This window comes from Sphingomonas hankyongi, assembly GCF_023516575.1.
In the GTDB taxonomy this organism is placed as follows: Bacteria; Pseudomonadota; Alphaproteobacteria; order Sphingomonadales; family Sphingomonadaceae; genus Sphingomicrobium; species Sphingomicrobium hankyongi.
Genome location: NZ_JAMGBE010000003.1, coordinates 234,275 through 248,956, shown reverse-complemented (window position 1 = coordinate 248,956; position 14,682 = coordinate 234,275). Strand labels below are relative to the sequence as shown.

The 14,682-nt window shown below is 63.2% G+C and carries 13 protein-coding genes; 5 read left to right on the top strand and 8 right to left on the bottom strand.

Translation table 11 applies throughout. From position 1 onward, the window contains the following. Positions 1-14: 14 nt before the first annotated feature. The 5 genes from cheB to LZ538_RS09645 form a co-directional block, all read right to left on the bottom strand. A complete protein-coding gene (gene cheB, locus LZ538_RS09665; RefSeq protein ID WP_249831812.1) occupies positions 15-1,118 on the bottom strand; it encodes a chemotaxis-specific protein-glutamate methyltransferase CheB in 1,104 nt (367 codons plus the stop codon). A 10-nt stretch (positions 1,119-1,128) separates the two neighbouring features. Beyond that, entirely contained in the window at positions 1,129-1,494 is a 366-nt protein-coding gene (locus LZ538_RS09660; protein ID WP_249831811.1) for a response regulator, read from the bottom strand. 60 nt (positions 1,495-1,554) lie between these two features. Next, positions 1,555-1,995 carry a chemotaxis protein CheW gene (locus tag LZ538_RS09655; RefSeq protein ID WP_249831810.1) on the bottom strand — a complete coding sequence of 147 codons (441 nt, stop codon included), beginning with the start codon at positions 1,993-1,995 and terminating at the stop codon, positions 1,555-1,557. Then, positions 1,992-4,328 carry a chemotaxis protein CheA gene (locus LZ538_RS09650; RefSeq protein ID WP_249831809.1) on the bottom strand — a complete coding sequence of 779 codons (2,337 nt, stop codon included), beginning with the start codon at positions 4,326-4,328 and terminating at the stop codon, positions 1,992-1,994. The genes LZ538_RS09655 and LZ538_RS09650 overlap by 4 nt, the downstream gene beginning before the upstream one ends. A 98-nt stretch (positions 4,329-4,426) precedes the next feature. Then, on the bottom strand, positions 4,427-5,068 hold the full coding sequence (locus LZ538_RS09645; protein WP_249831808.1) for a histidine phosphotransferase family protein: 642 nt from the start codon (positions 5,066-5,068) through the stop codon (positions 4,427-4,429). A gap of 106 nt (positions 5,069-5,174) precedes the next feature. On the opposite strand from LZ538_RS09645, the gene LZ538_RS09640 reads away from it, so the two are divergent. Together LZ538_RS09640 and rpoH are read left to right on the top strand one after the other, a co-directional pair. Further along, positions 5,175-6,101, top strand: a complete 927-nt coding sequence (locus LZ538_RS09640) for an RluA family pseudouridine synthase (protein WP_249831807.1) — start codon at positions 5,175-5,177, stop codon at positions 6,099-6,101. A gap of 66 nt (positions 6,102-6,167) precedes the next feature. After that, positions 6,168-7,076 carry an RNA polymerase sigma factor RpoH gene (gene rpoH / locus LZ538_RS09635; protein WP_249831806.1) on the top strand — a complete coding sequence of 303 codons (909 nt, stop codon included), beginning with the start codon at positions 6,168-6,170 and terminating at the stop codon, positions 7,074-7,076. 2 nt (positions 7,077-7,078) lie between these two features. Here rpoH and LZ538_RS09630 read toward each other — a convergent pair whose 3' ends face one another. Continuing rightward, entirely contained in the window at positions 7,079-8,107 is a 1,029-nt protein-coding gene (locus LZ538_RS09630; RefSeq protein WP_249831805.1) for a YihY/virulence factor BrkB family protein, read from the bottom strand. Between the two features lie 172 nt (positions 8,108-8,279). Between LZ538_RS09630 and LZ538_RS09625 the strand changes: the two genes are divergently transcribed. Next, positions 8,280-10,307 carry an elongation factor G gene (locus LZ538_RS09625; protein ID WP_249831804.1) on the top strand — a complete coding sequence of 676 codons (2,028 nt, stop codon included), beginning with the start codon at positions 8,280-8,282 and terminating at the stop codon, positions 10,305-10,307. 39 nt (positions 10,308-10,346) lie between these two features. After that, entirely contained in the window at positions 10,347-11,681 is a 1,335-nt protein-coding gene (locus LZ538_RS09620; RefSeq protein ID WP_249831803.1) for a lipopolysaccharide biosynthesis protein, read from the top strand. Here LZ538_RS09620 and LZ538_RS09615 read toward each other — a convergent pair. Further along, complete coding sequence (locus LZ538_RS09615; RefSeq protein ID WP_249831802.1) at positions 11,643-12,761, bottom strand: glycosyltransferase; 1,119 nt, start codon at positions 12,759-12,761, stop codon at positions 11,643-11,645. The genes LZ538_RS09620 and LZ538_RS09615 overlap by 39 nt on opposite strands. 52 nt (positions 12,762-12,813) lie before the next feature. Between LZ538_RS09615 and LZ538_RS09610 the strand changes: the two genes are divergently transcribed. Beyond that, positions 12,814-13,773, top strand: coding sequence for a polysaccharide pyruvyl transferase family protein (locus LZ538_RS09610; protein ID WP_249831801.1), 960 nt, complete (start codon positions 12,814-12,816; stop codon positions 13,771-13,773). Position 13,774: 1 nt separating this feature from the next. Here LZ538_RS09610 and LZ538_RS09605 read toward each other — a convergent pair whose 3' ends face one another. After that, positions 13,775-14,587: a TIGR01459 family HAD-type hydrolase gene (locus tag LZ538_RS09605; RefSeq protein WP_249831800.1), complete on the bottom strand. Its 813-nt coding sequence runs from the start codon at positions 14,585-14,587 to the stop codon at positions 13,775-13,777. Positions 14,588-14,682 lie beyond the last annotated feature (95 nt).

Sequence of the window (14,682 nt, the reverse complement as noted above, 5' to 3'; positions counted from 1 at the left end):
GCTGGAACTATCGCTTATTTGCACCCCGACTGATCCTCCGTACGCGAGGCGATCCGGCGCGCCATCTTATCCGGCGGCAGGACGCCGCATGCGAGCCCGGCTTCGAGAACCGCGCGGGGCATGCCCCAAACCGCACTACTCGCCTCATCCTGGACGAGAATCGACCCGCCGCCCGCGGCGAGCCGCGAAGCGCCCTCTGCGCCATCCCTTCCCATGCCGGTGAGAACGACGCCCAAAGCTCCTCGCCCGAATGCTGCCGCAACCGAACCGAACATCGGGTCGAGCGACGGCAAGCATCCACTCGCGACAGGGGTCTTCGTAAGCTTCACCGTCGGCGAATCCGAGAAGTCGACGGTGAGGTGCGCGTCGCCGGGAGCGAGCAGGATACGATCCGGCAAAAGCTTCATCCCATCTTCGGCAACGATAGCTTCACGATGCGCCGCGATTCCGAGTTGCCGAGCGAAGACGCTCATGAACGGCACCGGCAGGTGCTGCGTAACGAGGATGGGCACGCCAATCCGCTTTGGAAGGGCCTGGAACAGCACTCCGAGCGCATGGATCCCGCCGGTCGAAGCGCCGATTGCAAGCACGTCGATCGGATCCGCCGGCATCGGCCGGAGCGGTTGGTTCAAATCCACACTGGCCCGGCGGGTAGGCTCGGGAGCTGCAGCGTAACCCAGAGCCTTGAGCTTACTCAGGAGAATTTCGGAAAAGCGCCCGTTGAACCGACCCGTGCCAGGTTTCGGAAGCGTGTCCGCCGCGCCCATGGCAAGTGCGGCCACCGTTTCCTCCGCCCCCTCCTCCGCGAGCGACGAAACGATCATCACTTTGGCGCCGGCAGCGGCGCGGATGATCCGGGGAAGCGATTTGAGCCCACCTGCCCCGGGCATTTCGAGATCGAGCAGGACGACGTCCACCCGGACTTGGGCGAGTGCGTCGATGGCGTCTTCGGCTGTGCCCGCGACTGCGGCAATTTCGAACGCCCCGTCGCTCTCGATCATCCGGGACAGCACGGCGCGCGCGATCATCGAATCGTCTACGATCATCAGCCGGATGGGCCGGCGTGTCGGTCGCGGCGCCTGGAAGCGGTCCCGCGAAGTGGCGAGCGCCCGCTCCACAGCTACTCCCTCAGGCTACGCCGACGAGCTGCAACTTGATGTGAAGCGTCTCGCGGTCGAAGGGCTTCATCACATATTCGTCGGCTCCGGCCTCGAGGGCGGCTCGGATGTGCGCCATGTCGTTTTCGGTCGTGCAGAAGACCACCTTCGGTTGGTCGCTATGCCCGCGTTGACGAAGAAGCTTCAGGAACTCCATCCCGCTCATGACCGGCATGTTCCAGTCGAGCAGGACGACGTCCGGCATCTTCGCCTCGCAACGCGACAAGGCTTCCTGTCCGTCACCGGCTTCCTCGACCTCGAATTCAAGGGTTTCGAGGATATGACGCGCGACCTTCCGGATCACCTTCGAGTCATCGACGATCAAACAGCTCTTCATGCCTGTGCTTTCCCGCGTACCGAGTTGTGAAGCTATTATCCGCGAACGGTAACGAAGACCTTAAGCTGCTGCCTTGATATCGCTGCCTGCGACCAGCGCGGCGATATCCACGAGCAGCAGTGGCCCCGTCTCCGTCTCGATCATCCCCTGGCAGACCCGTTCCCAGCCCTCTCCCATCGCGGCGCGGATGGGTGTCGGTTCCGACAGGGCCTCGACGACGTCCTCGACCTGGTCGACGATCAAAGCGTAATGATGTCCGTCCAGCTCAACGACTGCCGCTTCGCGGATGCCGTCTGGGCAATCGGTTGCGCCAAGCTCCAGCGAGCACATGCAATCGATCACCGTGAGCACGCGACTGCGAAGCGCCGATAGGCCCGCCACGTGGGGAGCCGCGCGCGGCACCGGGATGAGCGTATCGAGCTCGACCACCGATTCCACTGCAGCGGCAGGGAGCGCGACGCGCTCTCCCGCGATCGTGACAACCAAGAGCAGCTGATTCACTTGCCCCTCCCCACGCTTGCCGTCTTGAGCGCCATGAGCAGGCCGGCGCGGTCGTATCGATAAATGCTCTCGTCTTTCTTGCCTGCGGCATCGGGTTCGGTCCGCAGCCAAATCGTGCGCTTGGCCGCAATTTCCGCGACGTCATCGCCCTGAGACGCGATGACGAGGTCGGCTTCGCCCTCTTCGTCACCGCCGACAACACGATATCCCGCGGCCTCCACAATCGGGCGGAGGATGTTCTGCATCCAGCTGTCGTCGTCGGGCAGGCGGCAGACGAGCTGTTCGGAGCCCCTCGCCGAGCTTCCGACATGCCGAGCAAACAGCCAGTGTGCATCCACGATCTCGGCAGGCTCGCCGCCAACGAGCGAGACACCGCTGACCTCGCCTTCTCGATCGCTGTGGATGATTTCGCCTTCGATCGCCGCGAAATCGACGACTTCCGCGAAGGCGTAACCGAGCTCGTGCGCACCGTCGTTGAGCCGGAACAAACGCACGCGATCGCCGAGCTGGACAGCACTGGCACCGGCAAGCGGGAGTATCGTTTCCCCAAGCTGCACGCGCAGCTGGCCTGCAGCCTCGCGCACCGCCTCTGCAGGAACCTCCTCGATCCGGTCGACCACCGCGAGACGAAGAGCGCGGCGCCCACCGTCGAGTCCACGGAACAATAATACCGGGGTAGCTGTGGCGGCTGCCGCGACAGGTCCCTCCGCGATCCGTGCGGCGCGCTCTTGCGCTTCGAGCCTTACGCCACCGACTTCGGCAAGACCGGCGGGATCGAACAGCAAAATGGGGCTGCCGTCATCGGCCAGCGTGGTTCCCGCATAAAGTCCGGTGTTCATCACCGCGGGCGCGGCAGGTTTCACGACCAGTTCTTCATGATCGTGAATGCGGTCGACTGCGAGGGCATAAACATCGCCGCCAGCCGGCCGCAGGACGATCAATGTGCGATCCTCCTCGGCCACGTCGCTTTCGAGTCCGAGTATGTCCGCGAGGGAGACTTCCGGAACGCGGCGGCCGCGGATCGTGGCGACCCCTGCCCCGCCGAGATGCTCGAGGGTCACCGATTCTCCGTTGGCCCGGACGATCTCCTCGATCGCCGACCGCGGGATGGCGAAATGCTGGTTGCCGATCGACACTGTGAGTGCGGGGATGATGGTCAGGGTCAGGGGAACGCGAAGGGTCATGCGCGTGCCGCAGCCCACGGTGCTGTCGACCTCGACGACTCCACCAATTCGCTCCACGTTTGACCGCACCACGTCCATGCCGACGCCGCGGCCGGAAATGGAAGTCACTTCCTTGGCGGTCGAAAGACCCGCCTCGAAAATCAGCATGAGCTGTTCACGCGGAGACAGCTTTGCCGCCTCGTCCCTTTCGAGCAGGCCGACGTCCAGGGCTTTGGCTAGCAGTTTCTTCCCGTCGATACCGCGCCCATCATCCTGGATATCGATCAGGATCTGGTTGCCGGACTGCCGAGCGGACACGGCCAGAATGCCGATCTCCCGCTTGCCAGCCTTCAGCCGTTCGGCAGGAGTTTCGATACCGTGATCGATGGCATTCCGGAGGATGTGGGTCAGCGGATCGCGAATCATCTCGATCATTTCGCGATCGAGCTCGACGTCGCCGCCTTCGATATCGACAAGAACCTGCTTTCCGAGTTCGGCGGAAAGATCGCGGACCATACGCGGGAGAGCCACGAACAGATTCTCGATGCGCTGCATGCGCGTACGGGTGATTGCGTCCCGCATCTCGGCGATGATCGACGAGAGGCGCTCGAATGCGCCATCGATCGGCACGTCGGTCGAGGATTCGCGTAGGCGCCGAGCCAGCTCGTTTCGTGCCAGCACCATGTCCGAGACCGTGCTCATCACCCGGTCAAGCAGCTCAACGGAGAGGCGTATCGTCCTCGGCGCGGCAGCCGATTTCTGCCCTTCGGCCACCGCCGCGACTGCCGGCGCAGCGTGATCTGCGCCCGGAGCCAAAGCGGCAATCAGCGCGCTATCGTCGCCCGCAGGGAATTCTTCGCCAGCCTCGATGGCCGCGACCATCTCGGCGATGCGATCGATGACGGCAAGGACGGCGCTAACCAGGGCGCCGTCGGCATGACGGCGGCCCGCGCGAACGTCGGCCAGCGAATCCTCTGCCGCATGGCTTAGCGCTTCGAGCCGCGGAAAATCGAAGAATCCGCAATTACCCTTCACTGTGTGGACAAAGCGGAAAATGCTGTCGAGGCGAGCGCGATCGTCTGGCTGGGCTTCCCAGGCGACGATCTCTCCGCCCAGCGCTTCCAGCATGTCGCGGCATTCGGCAACGAAATCGGCGATCAGATCGTCCATGTGCGCGTGCAATCCCCCGGGGCCTTGTCGGGCCTTATGCAGCGCAGGAGTTAATGCGGCGTTATCCTTGTCGGAAAAGACGCGGGCTCGGGATTCTGTCAGGCGCCTCGCGGAATGGTGGCGCCGATCAGCAGCACCTCACTGGATGGGTCGGACAATTGGATCGTGCCTCCGGCGTCGGCAGCCAGCCGGTGGGCGAGCCAAGCCCCTGCCGCGCGGGGCTCGACACTGCCGCCGCTGCTACCTGTGGCCAGGGTTTCCCGAAGCGCTGGGTCAAGGAGGATACGAGGCCCTTCGCCCCGGATCACTAACTCAACCTCCCGGTCGCTGATCTCGGCGCCGACGTCCAGGCGCCCGCCCCGCACAAGCGCGTCGCCGGCAAGCAATGCCAGGTTGAGTAGGAGCTTGGCGGCGCCCTTCGGCAATTTGTCGCTGGAAACCATCCAGCCAAGTTCGATCCGTCGTTCGGGACCGAAGACGCCTTGCAGCGCGGCTTCCGCCTCAAGCGCGTCGATCTCGTCGCCGAAGGCGCCCGCCGCTCCGAACGCCAGCCGAAAGAATTTCAACTTATTGGCGGATGCGCGCGCGCTGTCCTCAAGCAGTTCCAGGCACTTCTCCCGCATCTCGGGATCGGTTTCGTCGGCCAGGAGCTCGATCCCGTTGTTGAGGGCGCCAACTGGAGACATCAGGTCGTGACACAGGCGGGAGCAAAGCAAGCTGGCGAGATCTACCGCGTTCATGCCCGCCTAGTGCGTCAGAGTTTAACAGCGCGCAAGTTTCCAAGGGATTGAAACGCTGCCGTTTCAGCCCATATCGACTGCTGTGGGGGGTAAGCAGTTCGTAGACGTGCGCCTGGAGCCCACCCACGCAGGGTGGCGGCTCGACCGTGCGCTGGCCGATGCCCTGCCGACGCTTTCGAGAGAACGGCTGAAGGCGCTGATCCGCAGCGGAGCGCTTGCCTCGGGAGAGCGAGCGCTGCGCGATCCGGCCGTTAAGGTGCGCGGCGACGAACGCTTCCAGCTCGCCGTGCCCGAGCCCGAGCCGGCCCACAACGAAGCCCAGGACATCCCACTGCGGGTCATATTCGAGGACGAGCATCTGCTGGTCGTCGACAAGCCGGCAGGGTTGGTGGTTCACCCGGCCGCCGGCAATCGCGACGGCACGCTGGTGAACGCGTTGCTCCATCATTGCGGTGGCAGCCTGTCCGGAATTGGCGGTGTAGCCAGGCCCGGCATCGTGCATCGCATCGACAAGGACACATCCGGCCTGCTCGTTGTCGCCAAGACAGACGTCGCCCATGAGGGGCTGGCGAAGCAGTTCGCAGCGCATAGCATCGACCGGCGCTATCTCGCGATCGTCACGGGTGTGCCAAGATTAAACGAGGGGAAGGTGGACGCGTCCCTCGCGCGGTCGACGACGAACCGGAAAAAGATCGCCATCGTCGAAGGCGCGCGCGGAAAGCGGGCAGTTACGCACTGGCGACGTATCGAAGTGCTGCGCGAAGCTGCGCTGGTCGAATGCAGGCTGGAGACCGGCCGTACCCACCAGGTTCGCGTGCACATGGCGTCCCTCGGCCATCCGCTGGTCGGAGATCCGGTCTACGGCAGATCGGGAAAGACGCACGGCAAGATATTGAAGGAACTAGGATTTCATCGCCAAGCTCTGCACGCCGCGGAGCTTGGGTTCACGCACCCGGTCGCCAAGCGCAGGCTGTCGTTTGCAAGCGCCATGCCGCCCGACATGCAGGAACTGTTCAACGCACTTGGTGTATAAGGATTAACAAGCTAGGGCGGCCCGCCACTCTCGGGCACCCTCGCAAAGGGAGGAATACGAGCGTTTATGGCTGAGAAAAAAGGGATCGTATCGCTTCCTGCATCCGGCGGGGAGGCCGGACTCAACCGCTATCTCGCCGAGATCAAGAAGTTCCCGATCCTCTCTCCGGAGGAAGAATATATGCTCGCCAAGCGCTGGCGTGAGCATGGGGACACCGAAGCCGCCGCGAAGCTCGTCAATTCGCATCTTCGTCTCGTGGCCAAGATCGCCATGGGATATCGCGGCTACGGCCTGCCGGTCAGCGAGCTGATAAGCGAGGGCAATATCGGCTTGATGCAAGGCGTTAAGAAGTTCGAGCCGGATCGGGGTTTCCGCCTCGCAACCTACGCCATGTGGTGGATTCGCGCCTCGATCCAGGAATTCATCCTGCGCTCGTGGAGCCTGGTCAAAATGGGCACGACGGCTGCGCAGAAGAAGCTCTTCTTCAACCTGCGCCGCATGAAGAACCAGATCGACGCGTTCGAAGAAGGCGACCTCCGTCCAGAAGCGGTGACCAAGATCGCGACCGACCTCGGCGTGTCCGAGGAAGAGGTCGTATCGATGAACCGCCGCATGGGCATGGGTGGCGACACTTCGCTCAATGCCCCGCTGAAAGGCGATGAAGGCGGTGAAGGCCAGTGGCAGGACTTCCTGGTCGATACCGGGCCGCTTCAGGACGAAGCGATCGCGGAGGACCAGGAAAGCCGCGTTCGCCACGACCTGCTGATGACGGCGCTGGAGTCGCTCAATGACCGCGAGCGCCACATCCTGATGGAGCGTCGCTTGGCCGATGAGCCGAAGACGCTCGAGGAGCTGAGTCAGGTCTATGACGTCAGCCGAGAGCGCATCCGGCAGATCGAGGTTCGCGCCTTCGAAAAGTTGCAGGCCGCGCTCCTGCGCCTGGCCGGCGAGCGGAGATTGTTGCCGGCGGCTTAGGCCTACTGTTCGTCCACGAGCTCCGGCTGGGCTTGGGTCAGCTTTTCGCCTTCCCTCGCCTCTTCGGGCCGGTCTTGGACCTCATCGGTCATCGCGACATTGTCTGCCGCCCATGCCCCGCGCTCACCGAGCGGCTCGGGGGCGCCCGTTGTGCTGTCCTTCGCGGTCTGGTGCTCGATCTCGCTATTCAGTTCGGCCCCGACGATGAACACATAAGCGGAAAGGTACAGCCAGGTGAGAAGCGCGACCACGGCCCCAAGTGAGCCGTAGCTCGCGCTGTAATCGGCCACGTTGCCGAGATAATAGCCGAAGGCGAGCGTCAGCAGGAGCCAGGTGCCCGCGGCCAAGAGCGAACCCGGCGTAATCCATTTCCAGCGGGCCTCCTCGCGCGATGGACCGAACCGGTACAGCGTAGCCGCTATGGCCGCGGCTCCGAACATCAGCAGGACGTAACCGACGGCCTTGCCAGCGATGACGGCCGCCGACGTGGCCTCCGGCAAAAGCTGCTGGAAATAGGCTATCGCAGCGGTCGCTCCGATCCCGACTAACGCAACAATAAGCGCTGCAACTGTCATCGCCACCGCTTCGAGGTAGAAGCGCGCCAGGCTGCGTTTCTCCTTCTCTTCATAAGCGATATTGAGCGCGGTCAGGATCGCGGCCGCTCCGTTCGTGCCGCCGTACAACGCGACCGCGAAGGCGATGACGACTCCCACCCCCTTGGTTCCCTCGGAGGAGTGAACGGCGGTCATCAACTGGTCGCCGATGAGGAGAATGACGTCGCTGGGAAGGATCCCGATCAGCCGGCGCATATGGTCAACGACGGTCAGCGGATCGGCGATGAAGCCGTAAATGAGGACGATGAGGCCGAGCAGAGAAAGGAGCGCGAAAAAGGCGTAGAAGGCGACTCCCGCCGCGACGAGGCCGACATTGTCGTCCCACGTGCGGACATATGTACGCTTGGCAATGTCCTGCCATGCGGGAGCGCGCATCTGCCAGGGCGATGTCGCCAGATGACCTTTCGGATCGACCATGGCCGTTTAACAACGGCCTTGCGGGCGCGTTCCGCGACGAAGCGCGACGGGGCCGTAACGACCCCCCTTGCCAACGATTAAAAACAGGCGGACGGTGGAGGTTTCCATCAGGCGCCCGAGCGCCTTCTCTGAGCGACTCGTGCGCCCGTAAAACGGACGAAGGGAGAGTCGCATGGCCGGACAACCATCCAAAGGCACCCGAGTGATTGCGCTGGTGGGACCCGCCGGCGCAGGAAAGACCAGCCTTGCCGAAGCGATGCTGTTCGCAGCCGGAACCACGGATCGCCTGGGATCCACGGCCAACGGCTCCAGCATCGGCGATTCTAGCCCTGAAAGCCGCCAGCGCGGCGGCTCAACCGAGCTCAATGTCTACAATTTCCAATATCTCGGCGACGAATTCGCCATCCTGGATTCGCCCGGGTCGATTGGCTTCGCCGCGGATGGATCGCGAGCGCTCGCCATCGCCGATGTCGCAATCGTCGTCGTCGATCCCGACCCTGCGCGCGCTCCCCTCGCCGCGCCCGCATTGCGCGCTTTGGACGAACTCGGCATCCCGCACCTGATCTTCGTCAATCGCATCGATCAGGCGCATGGCCGCATTCGCGACCTGCTTTCCGCGCTTCAACCAATGAGCGTTTCGCCGCTGATCGCGCGCCAGATTCCGATCTGGGACGGAGAGACGGTTGCTGGCTTCGTCGACCTCGCCCTCGAACGCGCATTCAAATATCGGCCGGGTCAGCAATCCGAGCGGATAGAAATCCCCGCCGACCTGCAGGAACGCGAAATTCAGGCGCGCACGCAGATGCTCGAACAGCTTGCCGATCATGACGACGAGCTGCTGGAGCAATTGTTGATGGACGAAGCGCCGACGCAGGAGAAGGTTCTTCAGGATCTTGCGCGAGAAACAGGCGAGAGCCTTGGCGTGTCGGTCCTGTTTGGTTCGGCAAGCAGCTCCTGGGGCGTCCGACGGCTCCTGAAGGCCCTGCGTCATGAGGTGCCGGGGCCGCAGGTCGCCGCAGAGCGACTGGGCGCATCTTCTCCCGCAATGTACATTTTCAAGATCTTGCATGGATCGATTGGCCGGCTGGCGCTTGCTCGGGTGCTCGGCGGCAAGATCGCCGAAGGATCCGATCTCAAGACGGATGACGGCAGCCACTCCCGTGTCGGGTCACTGTTCAAGGTTCAGGGCGAGAAGACCCAGAAGGTCAGCGAAGGCTCTCCGGGCGATGTCGTCGCCGTCGCCAAGGTGGATGCCGTGAAGGCCGGCCAATGGCTTGGCTCGGGCGCGGTACCGGCTGCGATCGACGTTGAGTACTCGCCGCGTAACTGCGCCATCGCGATCGAACCGGCGGATCGGAAGGACGACGTCAAACTGTCAGGCGCATTGCAGCGCCTTACCGAAGAGGATGCCGGGCTGATCGTCGAGCATGACGACGCCAATCACGAAATCCGCCTGCGAGGCGTCAACGATGAGCATCTCAATACCGTCCTTGCTCGCCTCAAGCGGCGGTACGGCGTCGAGGTGAAATCGCATGCGCCGGCGGTCGGCTATCGCGAGTCCATCCGCAAACCCATGCGCCAGCACGGACGTCACAAGAAACAGTCGGGCGGCCACGGCCAGTTCGGCGACGTCATCATCGAGATCCGCCCGCTTTCGCGCGGCGAAGGCTTCGTCTTCGAAGAGAAGATTCACGGCGGAGCGGTACCCAAGCAGTGGATCCCAGCGGTCGAGGACGGAGTTCGCGAAGCGATGGTCAAAGGACCGCTCGGCTTCCAGGTCGTTGATGTCGCAGTGACGCTAGTCGACGGCAGCTATCACAGCGTGGACAGCTCAGAACTGGCATTTCGCCTGGCCGGGCGGCTCGCCATGCAGGAGGCGCTCTCGGGTGCGCACCCGCACTTGCTCGAACCCATGCACAAGCTGACAGTTGTTTGTCCGTCCAGTGCGGCTAGCCGCATAACCTCCGCCATCGCCGGCCGTCGCGGCCAGATGCTCGGGATGGCGCCGCGCGACGGCTGGACGGGTTGGGACCGCATTGACGCGCTTATCCCTGAGGCAGAGCTGGGCGGTCTGGAAGCAGAACTCAGATCGCAAAGCCAGGGACTCGCCACCTATGAGGCGACGTTCGATCATCTGGCCGAGCTTAACGGTCCGCTCGCGGATCGGGTGATCCAGCAGAAGGTGCCCGAGCCCGCGTAGATCCTCGCTTTGGCGAGATCGATCCCCTAGATCGCGCCAATGAGGCATTGGTTCAGGGACCAGCATTTTCGTTCGCTGCTGAAGAACAGCAGCTATCTCGGCGCGTCCAAGATCATCGCCGCGATCGCGGGAATAGCCACGCTTGCATTCGCGGGTCGGGGACTGGGAGTGACCGCATTCGGCCTGCTGATCCTCATCCACAGCTACGCTCAGGCAGCAAGCGGTCTCAGCAAGTTCCAATCGTGGCAGGTGGTCGTCCGCTACGGCGGCCAGGTCCTCACGGGGAGCAAGACGCAAGAGTTCAGAAGCGCGACGGATTTCGCACTCGGCCTCGATATCGCCAGCGGCATCGGGGGAATGATCGTCGCCATGGCTCTCCTGCCCTTCATCGGTGGGCGCGTGGGCCTCCCAGACGAGTTGATCGGCGTGGCTGTCCTTTACTGCCTTGTGCTCCCGACAATGGGAGCAATGACTCCGCAGGGGGTGCTTCGCGCTTTCGATCGTTTCGACCTCATAAGCGGCGCGGGTATCGTCCACCCGATCGTCAGGGCGATCCTGGCGGGCGCGGCCTGGGCTTCGGGCGCTCCTCTCCTCGCCTATGTCGTCATCTGGTTCGCCACGGATATGCTTGGCGACCTGCTGCTGTGGTTCTTCGCATTCCGGGAGCTAAGGCGACACGAGTTGTTGCAAGGCCTGAAGCCGACACTATCGCCAAAGGAGCTGCCGAACGCCTGGCGCTTCGCGATCCATGTCAACCTCAACTCGAGCCTGCTGGCCGCATGGGGCCCCATCGCACGACTGCTAGTCGGCGCGCTTCTCGGTCCGGCCAGCGCCGCACTTTACCGAACCGCTGCCAGCCTCGCAGACAGCGCTCAGAAACCGACCGATCTCCTCGGCCGCGCCTTCTATCCCGAAGTCATGCGCATGGATCATTCAACCAAGCGCCCATGGAAGCTGATGCTTCGCGGCATGGTCCTCGCAGGCTCCGTCGGGCTCTTTCTGGTCGCGCTCGTGTTGCTCGGCGGAAAGCCGCTGATCGGCTTGATTTTCGGAAAGCAGTTCGTGCCCGCTTATTCCGCGCTGGCGATCCTGATCATCGCGCCGCTCTTGGCGATGATCAGCTTCCCGCTTCCCTCGATGCTCTACGCCGCCGACCGGCCGGAAGGGCCTTTCCTTGCTCGACTGATCGGAGTGGTCGTTTATTTTGCTATCGTTGCACCGCTGACCTGGCGCTTCGGACTCAGCGGCGCGGCCGCGGCCTTCGTTCTCGGTTATGTGGTCATGGTTGCGGCACTCGTTCTCCAGGTTTGGAGAGAATATCAGCGCATCGGCCCGTCATCTCAGGCTCGTGTGGCCGAGAAGCTCGCCGAATAACTGCGCATGGTCGGCCTGCGAGGCCTGGATACTGTAGGGGATGCTCGCGCTGCTCGGGACGTGAGGTAGATCGCCATCTAAAGCCGCCGCCAGCGCCTCGGCAAATCCGGCCTCATCGTCGAGCGAGACTGGCGGACGCGCACCGACCTCCGCGAGCAATTCGACCAATCCGGGCGAGCTCGCGGTAGACACGACAGGACAGCCGCAGGCGATGGCTTCCAGCGCAATGGCCGGAAGTCCTTCCCATCGCGATGAAAGGGCAAGCACGGTTGCTCTTCCATATTCGTCTGTCGGATCGCTGACGAAACCCGCGAACTCGACGCGTTCGGCTATGCCGAGATCCGCGGCCAATTCCCGCAGCGCGCCCTCGTCCGGACCCGTCCCGCAAATCCGGACCTTCCACGGGCGCTCACCCAAACGGGCAGCAGCGCGCAGGAGCAGCGCCTGGTTCTTCTGTTCAGAAAGGCGGCCGATCGAGAGGATTATGGGTGGGCAAGTTGGATTCCGGTCTCCGGCCTTCGCCAGCATGTCCTGGCTTACGTAAGGATTGTGGACAACGCGGACGCGCTCGTTGAGGCTCGGATCGATGTCCGCGACTTCTGCGGTCGCCGCGCGCGATAAGACCATGATTGTCTGAGCGCGCCGAAGAACCCAGCGATACACCAGTCGACGGATCAAGCGCTGACGGCGACCCATCCGCGCGTTCAGTATCGGGTTGGTGATCTTGGGAACGAACATGCCCGCGAAGCGCGCAAGCGCGCAGGCAACGGCAACGGGGCGATTCGTATGGTTACCAGGCGAATGCATTATTCGAGGCTTACGATGCCGCAGATAGCGAGCAATGGCGGGAACTGCGGCCATCGTTCGGCTTTCCCGCCGGCCGGCACGCGAAGCTCCAATGCAAACCACGGCAATTTGCGGGTCTAGCAGCGATCGCACGGGACCGCTGTCCTCCAGCACGGCCATCTCAACACGAATTCCCGCGGCATGCAGGCCATTCGCAACGTGACAGGCAACGCGCTCGACTCCGCCTGAACCGAAACGGTCGAGCAGAATTGCGACGTCAGGCGAAGGTTGCATTCACGAGACCCTTGGACGACTGCCATTTTCGGGCAAAGCGAGAAACGAGGCGATGCGGGCTCTGATACTCGGACATTTCTCCACGGTCGGCGATATCGAGAGCCTCGAATATGTCGAGCATGTGCTGGGGACGGAAGGGATCGCCTACGACGTCCTGCCCTACAAGCCCGAGATAGCGCGATCGCTGCCGGGAGCCATTTCGCTGAAGGCTCTTGATCCGGCTGCCTACACCCACCTGATCGTCGTTTGCGGTCCAATCTGGCCCGAACTGCTCGAGCGCAAGGGTATCGCTCTTGAGCGTTTCGCGCATTGCACGCGCATAGGCGTCAACCTGACAATGGTACTCCCCGTGGAGAAATGGGATCCTTTCCATCTTCTCATCGAACGGGATTCCGACCGGACGGCAAGACCCGACATCACTTTCATGCAAGAAACGAAGCCCGTTCCCGTCGTCGGGCTGTGCACGATTGCACGGCAGAAGGAATACGGGCCCCGACAGCGGCACCGGGAGGCGATCGGGCTAATGAAAGGCATCGTCGCAAGCCGGGATGTCGCGACGATCGAGGTCGATACGCGCTGGCCGGCGTCGCGGAATTCAGGAGGGCTTCGCTCACCAGCCGAGCTGCTCGCGGTCATGAGTCGGCTCGACCTTCTGCTCACTAACCGGCTGCACGGGATGGTCTATGCGCTGAAGGCTGGCGTTCCGGTGATTGCATTCGATCCCGTGCTGGGCGGAGACAAGGTGACGGCTCAGGCGGCAATGCTGGGCTGGCCCGCGGTGTCGACAGTCGAGAATGCTTCGCCCGAGTGGATCGCCAAGACCTTCGCCTGGTGCATGTCTGAAGAGGGTCGCAGTAGGGCTCGATCGGTTGCGGCTGATGCTCGGAGGACATTGGAACCCACGGACCGGCAACTGCGGTCAGCACTCCGTGAACGATTTCCAACTAAGCCACTGCCACAAACAAAACATCGCGGGGTCTTCCGGCGATTGATCGGCGCCCTGCGCGATTAGCCTAGAGCCGCTCGACGACTGCGGTGGGGCGCCAGTCCCCGAGCCCATGACTTGCAGCGAAGTCTTCCGGAAACGGCTTGCCGGCGTGGATACCCCCACTGACGAAAATCGCATCGAATCCCATCCATGCTGCCCCGAGCATGTCAGTCTGAAGACCGTCGCCCACGGCCAGCACCTCCTCAGTAGGCGGATGCCCACCGTGCGCCAGCGCATAATCGTAGATGGTGCGAAACGGCTTGCCGTACCAGATGACGTGTCCGCCCATCGCCTCATACACGTCTGCGAGCGCGCCCGCGCACGGCAACATGGTGCCGCCGTAATCGACGACCCGGTCCGGGTTGAGGCAATGGAAAGTCACGCCGCGCTCGACCATCCGTTCCAGCTCGGCGCGATAGTCCTGGACATCGAATCGGCCCTCTTCAAATCCGGAGCAGACGACGTCGCGAAAACCATCGTCGTCGCTGATCGCGACGTTTCGGGCCTCGAGGATAGCGCGATCGCTCGATGTCCCAACGAAACCGACCGGCCGGCCGATATTGCTCAGCGCTTCCACGCCCGCCTCGCCGCTCGACGCGATTGCGTCCCATGCGTCGTCCGAGAGGCCAATCCGCGCGAGTTGAGCTTGAACGGCCTCGGCCGGACGTGGCGCGTTGGTGATGAGCACGACACAGCGCCCGTCCGCCCGCCAGTGGAGCAGGCGCTCCTGAGCGCCCGGATAAAGCTGACGCCCGTTGTGGATCACACCCCATATGTCGCAGAGGATCAGGCGATATCTGGGATCGAGCCTGTACCAGAAGCTTTCACGGTCGGTCACGGCGCAGTCCGTAGCGAGGCGGTCATCAAAGGCGCAAGCGCTTGACGGTTAGCCGCTCAGCGGCTTGGGTTCGATCGCCAGCGTCAATCAGGGGA

Bases quoted from the DNA above. Each gene is read 5' to 3' on its own strand.
- LZ538_RS09660 (WP_249831811.1), bottom strand. From the start codon at position 1,494: ATGAAGAGCTGTTTGATCGTCGATGACTCGAAGGTGATCCGGAAGGTC.
- LZ538_RS09650 (WP_249831809.1), bottom strand. From the start codon at position 4,328: ATGGACGATCTGATCGCCGATTTCGTTGCCGAATGCCGCGACATGCTG.
- LZ538_RS09645 (WP_249831808.1), bottom strand. From the start codon at position 5,068: ATGAACGCGGTAGATCTCGCCAGCTTGCTTTGCTCCCGCCTGTGTCAC.
- rpoH (WP_249831806.1), top strand. From the start codon at position 6,168: ATGGCTGAGAAAAAAGGGATCGTATCGCTTCCTGCATCCGGCGGGGAG.
- LZ538_RS09630 (WP_249831805.1), bottom strand. From the start codon at position 8,107: ATGGTCGATCCGAAAGGTCATCTGGCGACATCGCCCTGGCAGATGCGC.
- LZ538_RS09625 (WP_249831804.1), top strand. From the start codon at position 8,280: ATGGCCGGACAACCATCCAAAGGCACCCGAGTGATTGCGCTGGTGGGA.
- LZ538_RS09620 (WP_249831803.1), top strand. From the start codon at position 10,347: ATGAGGCATTGGTTCAGGGACCAGCATTTTCGTTCGCTGCTGAAGAAC.
- LZ538_RS09615 (WP_249831802.1), bottom strand. From the start codon at position 12,761: ATGCAACCTTCGCCTGACGTCGCAATTCTGCTCGACCGTTTCGGTTCA.
- LZ538_RS09610 (WP_249831801.1), top strand. From the start codon at position 12,814: ATGCGGGCTCTGATACTCGGACATTTCTCCACGGTCGGCGATATCGAG.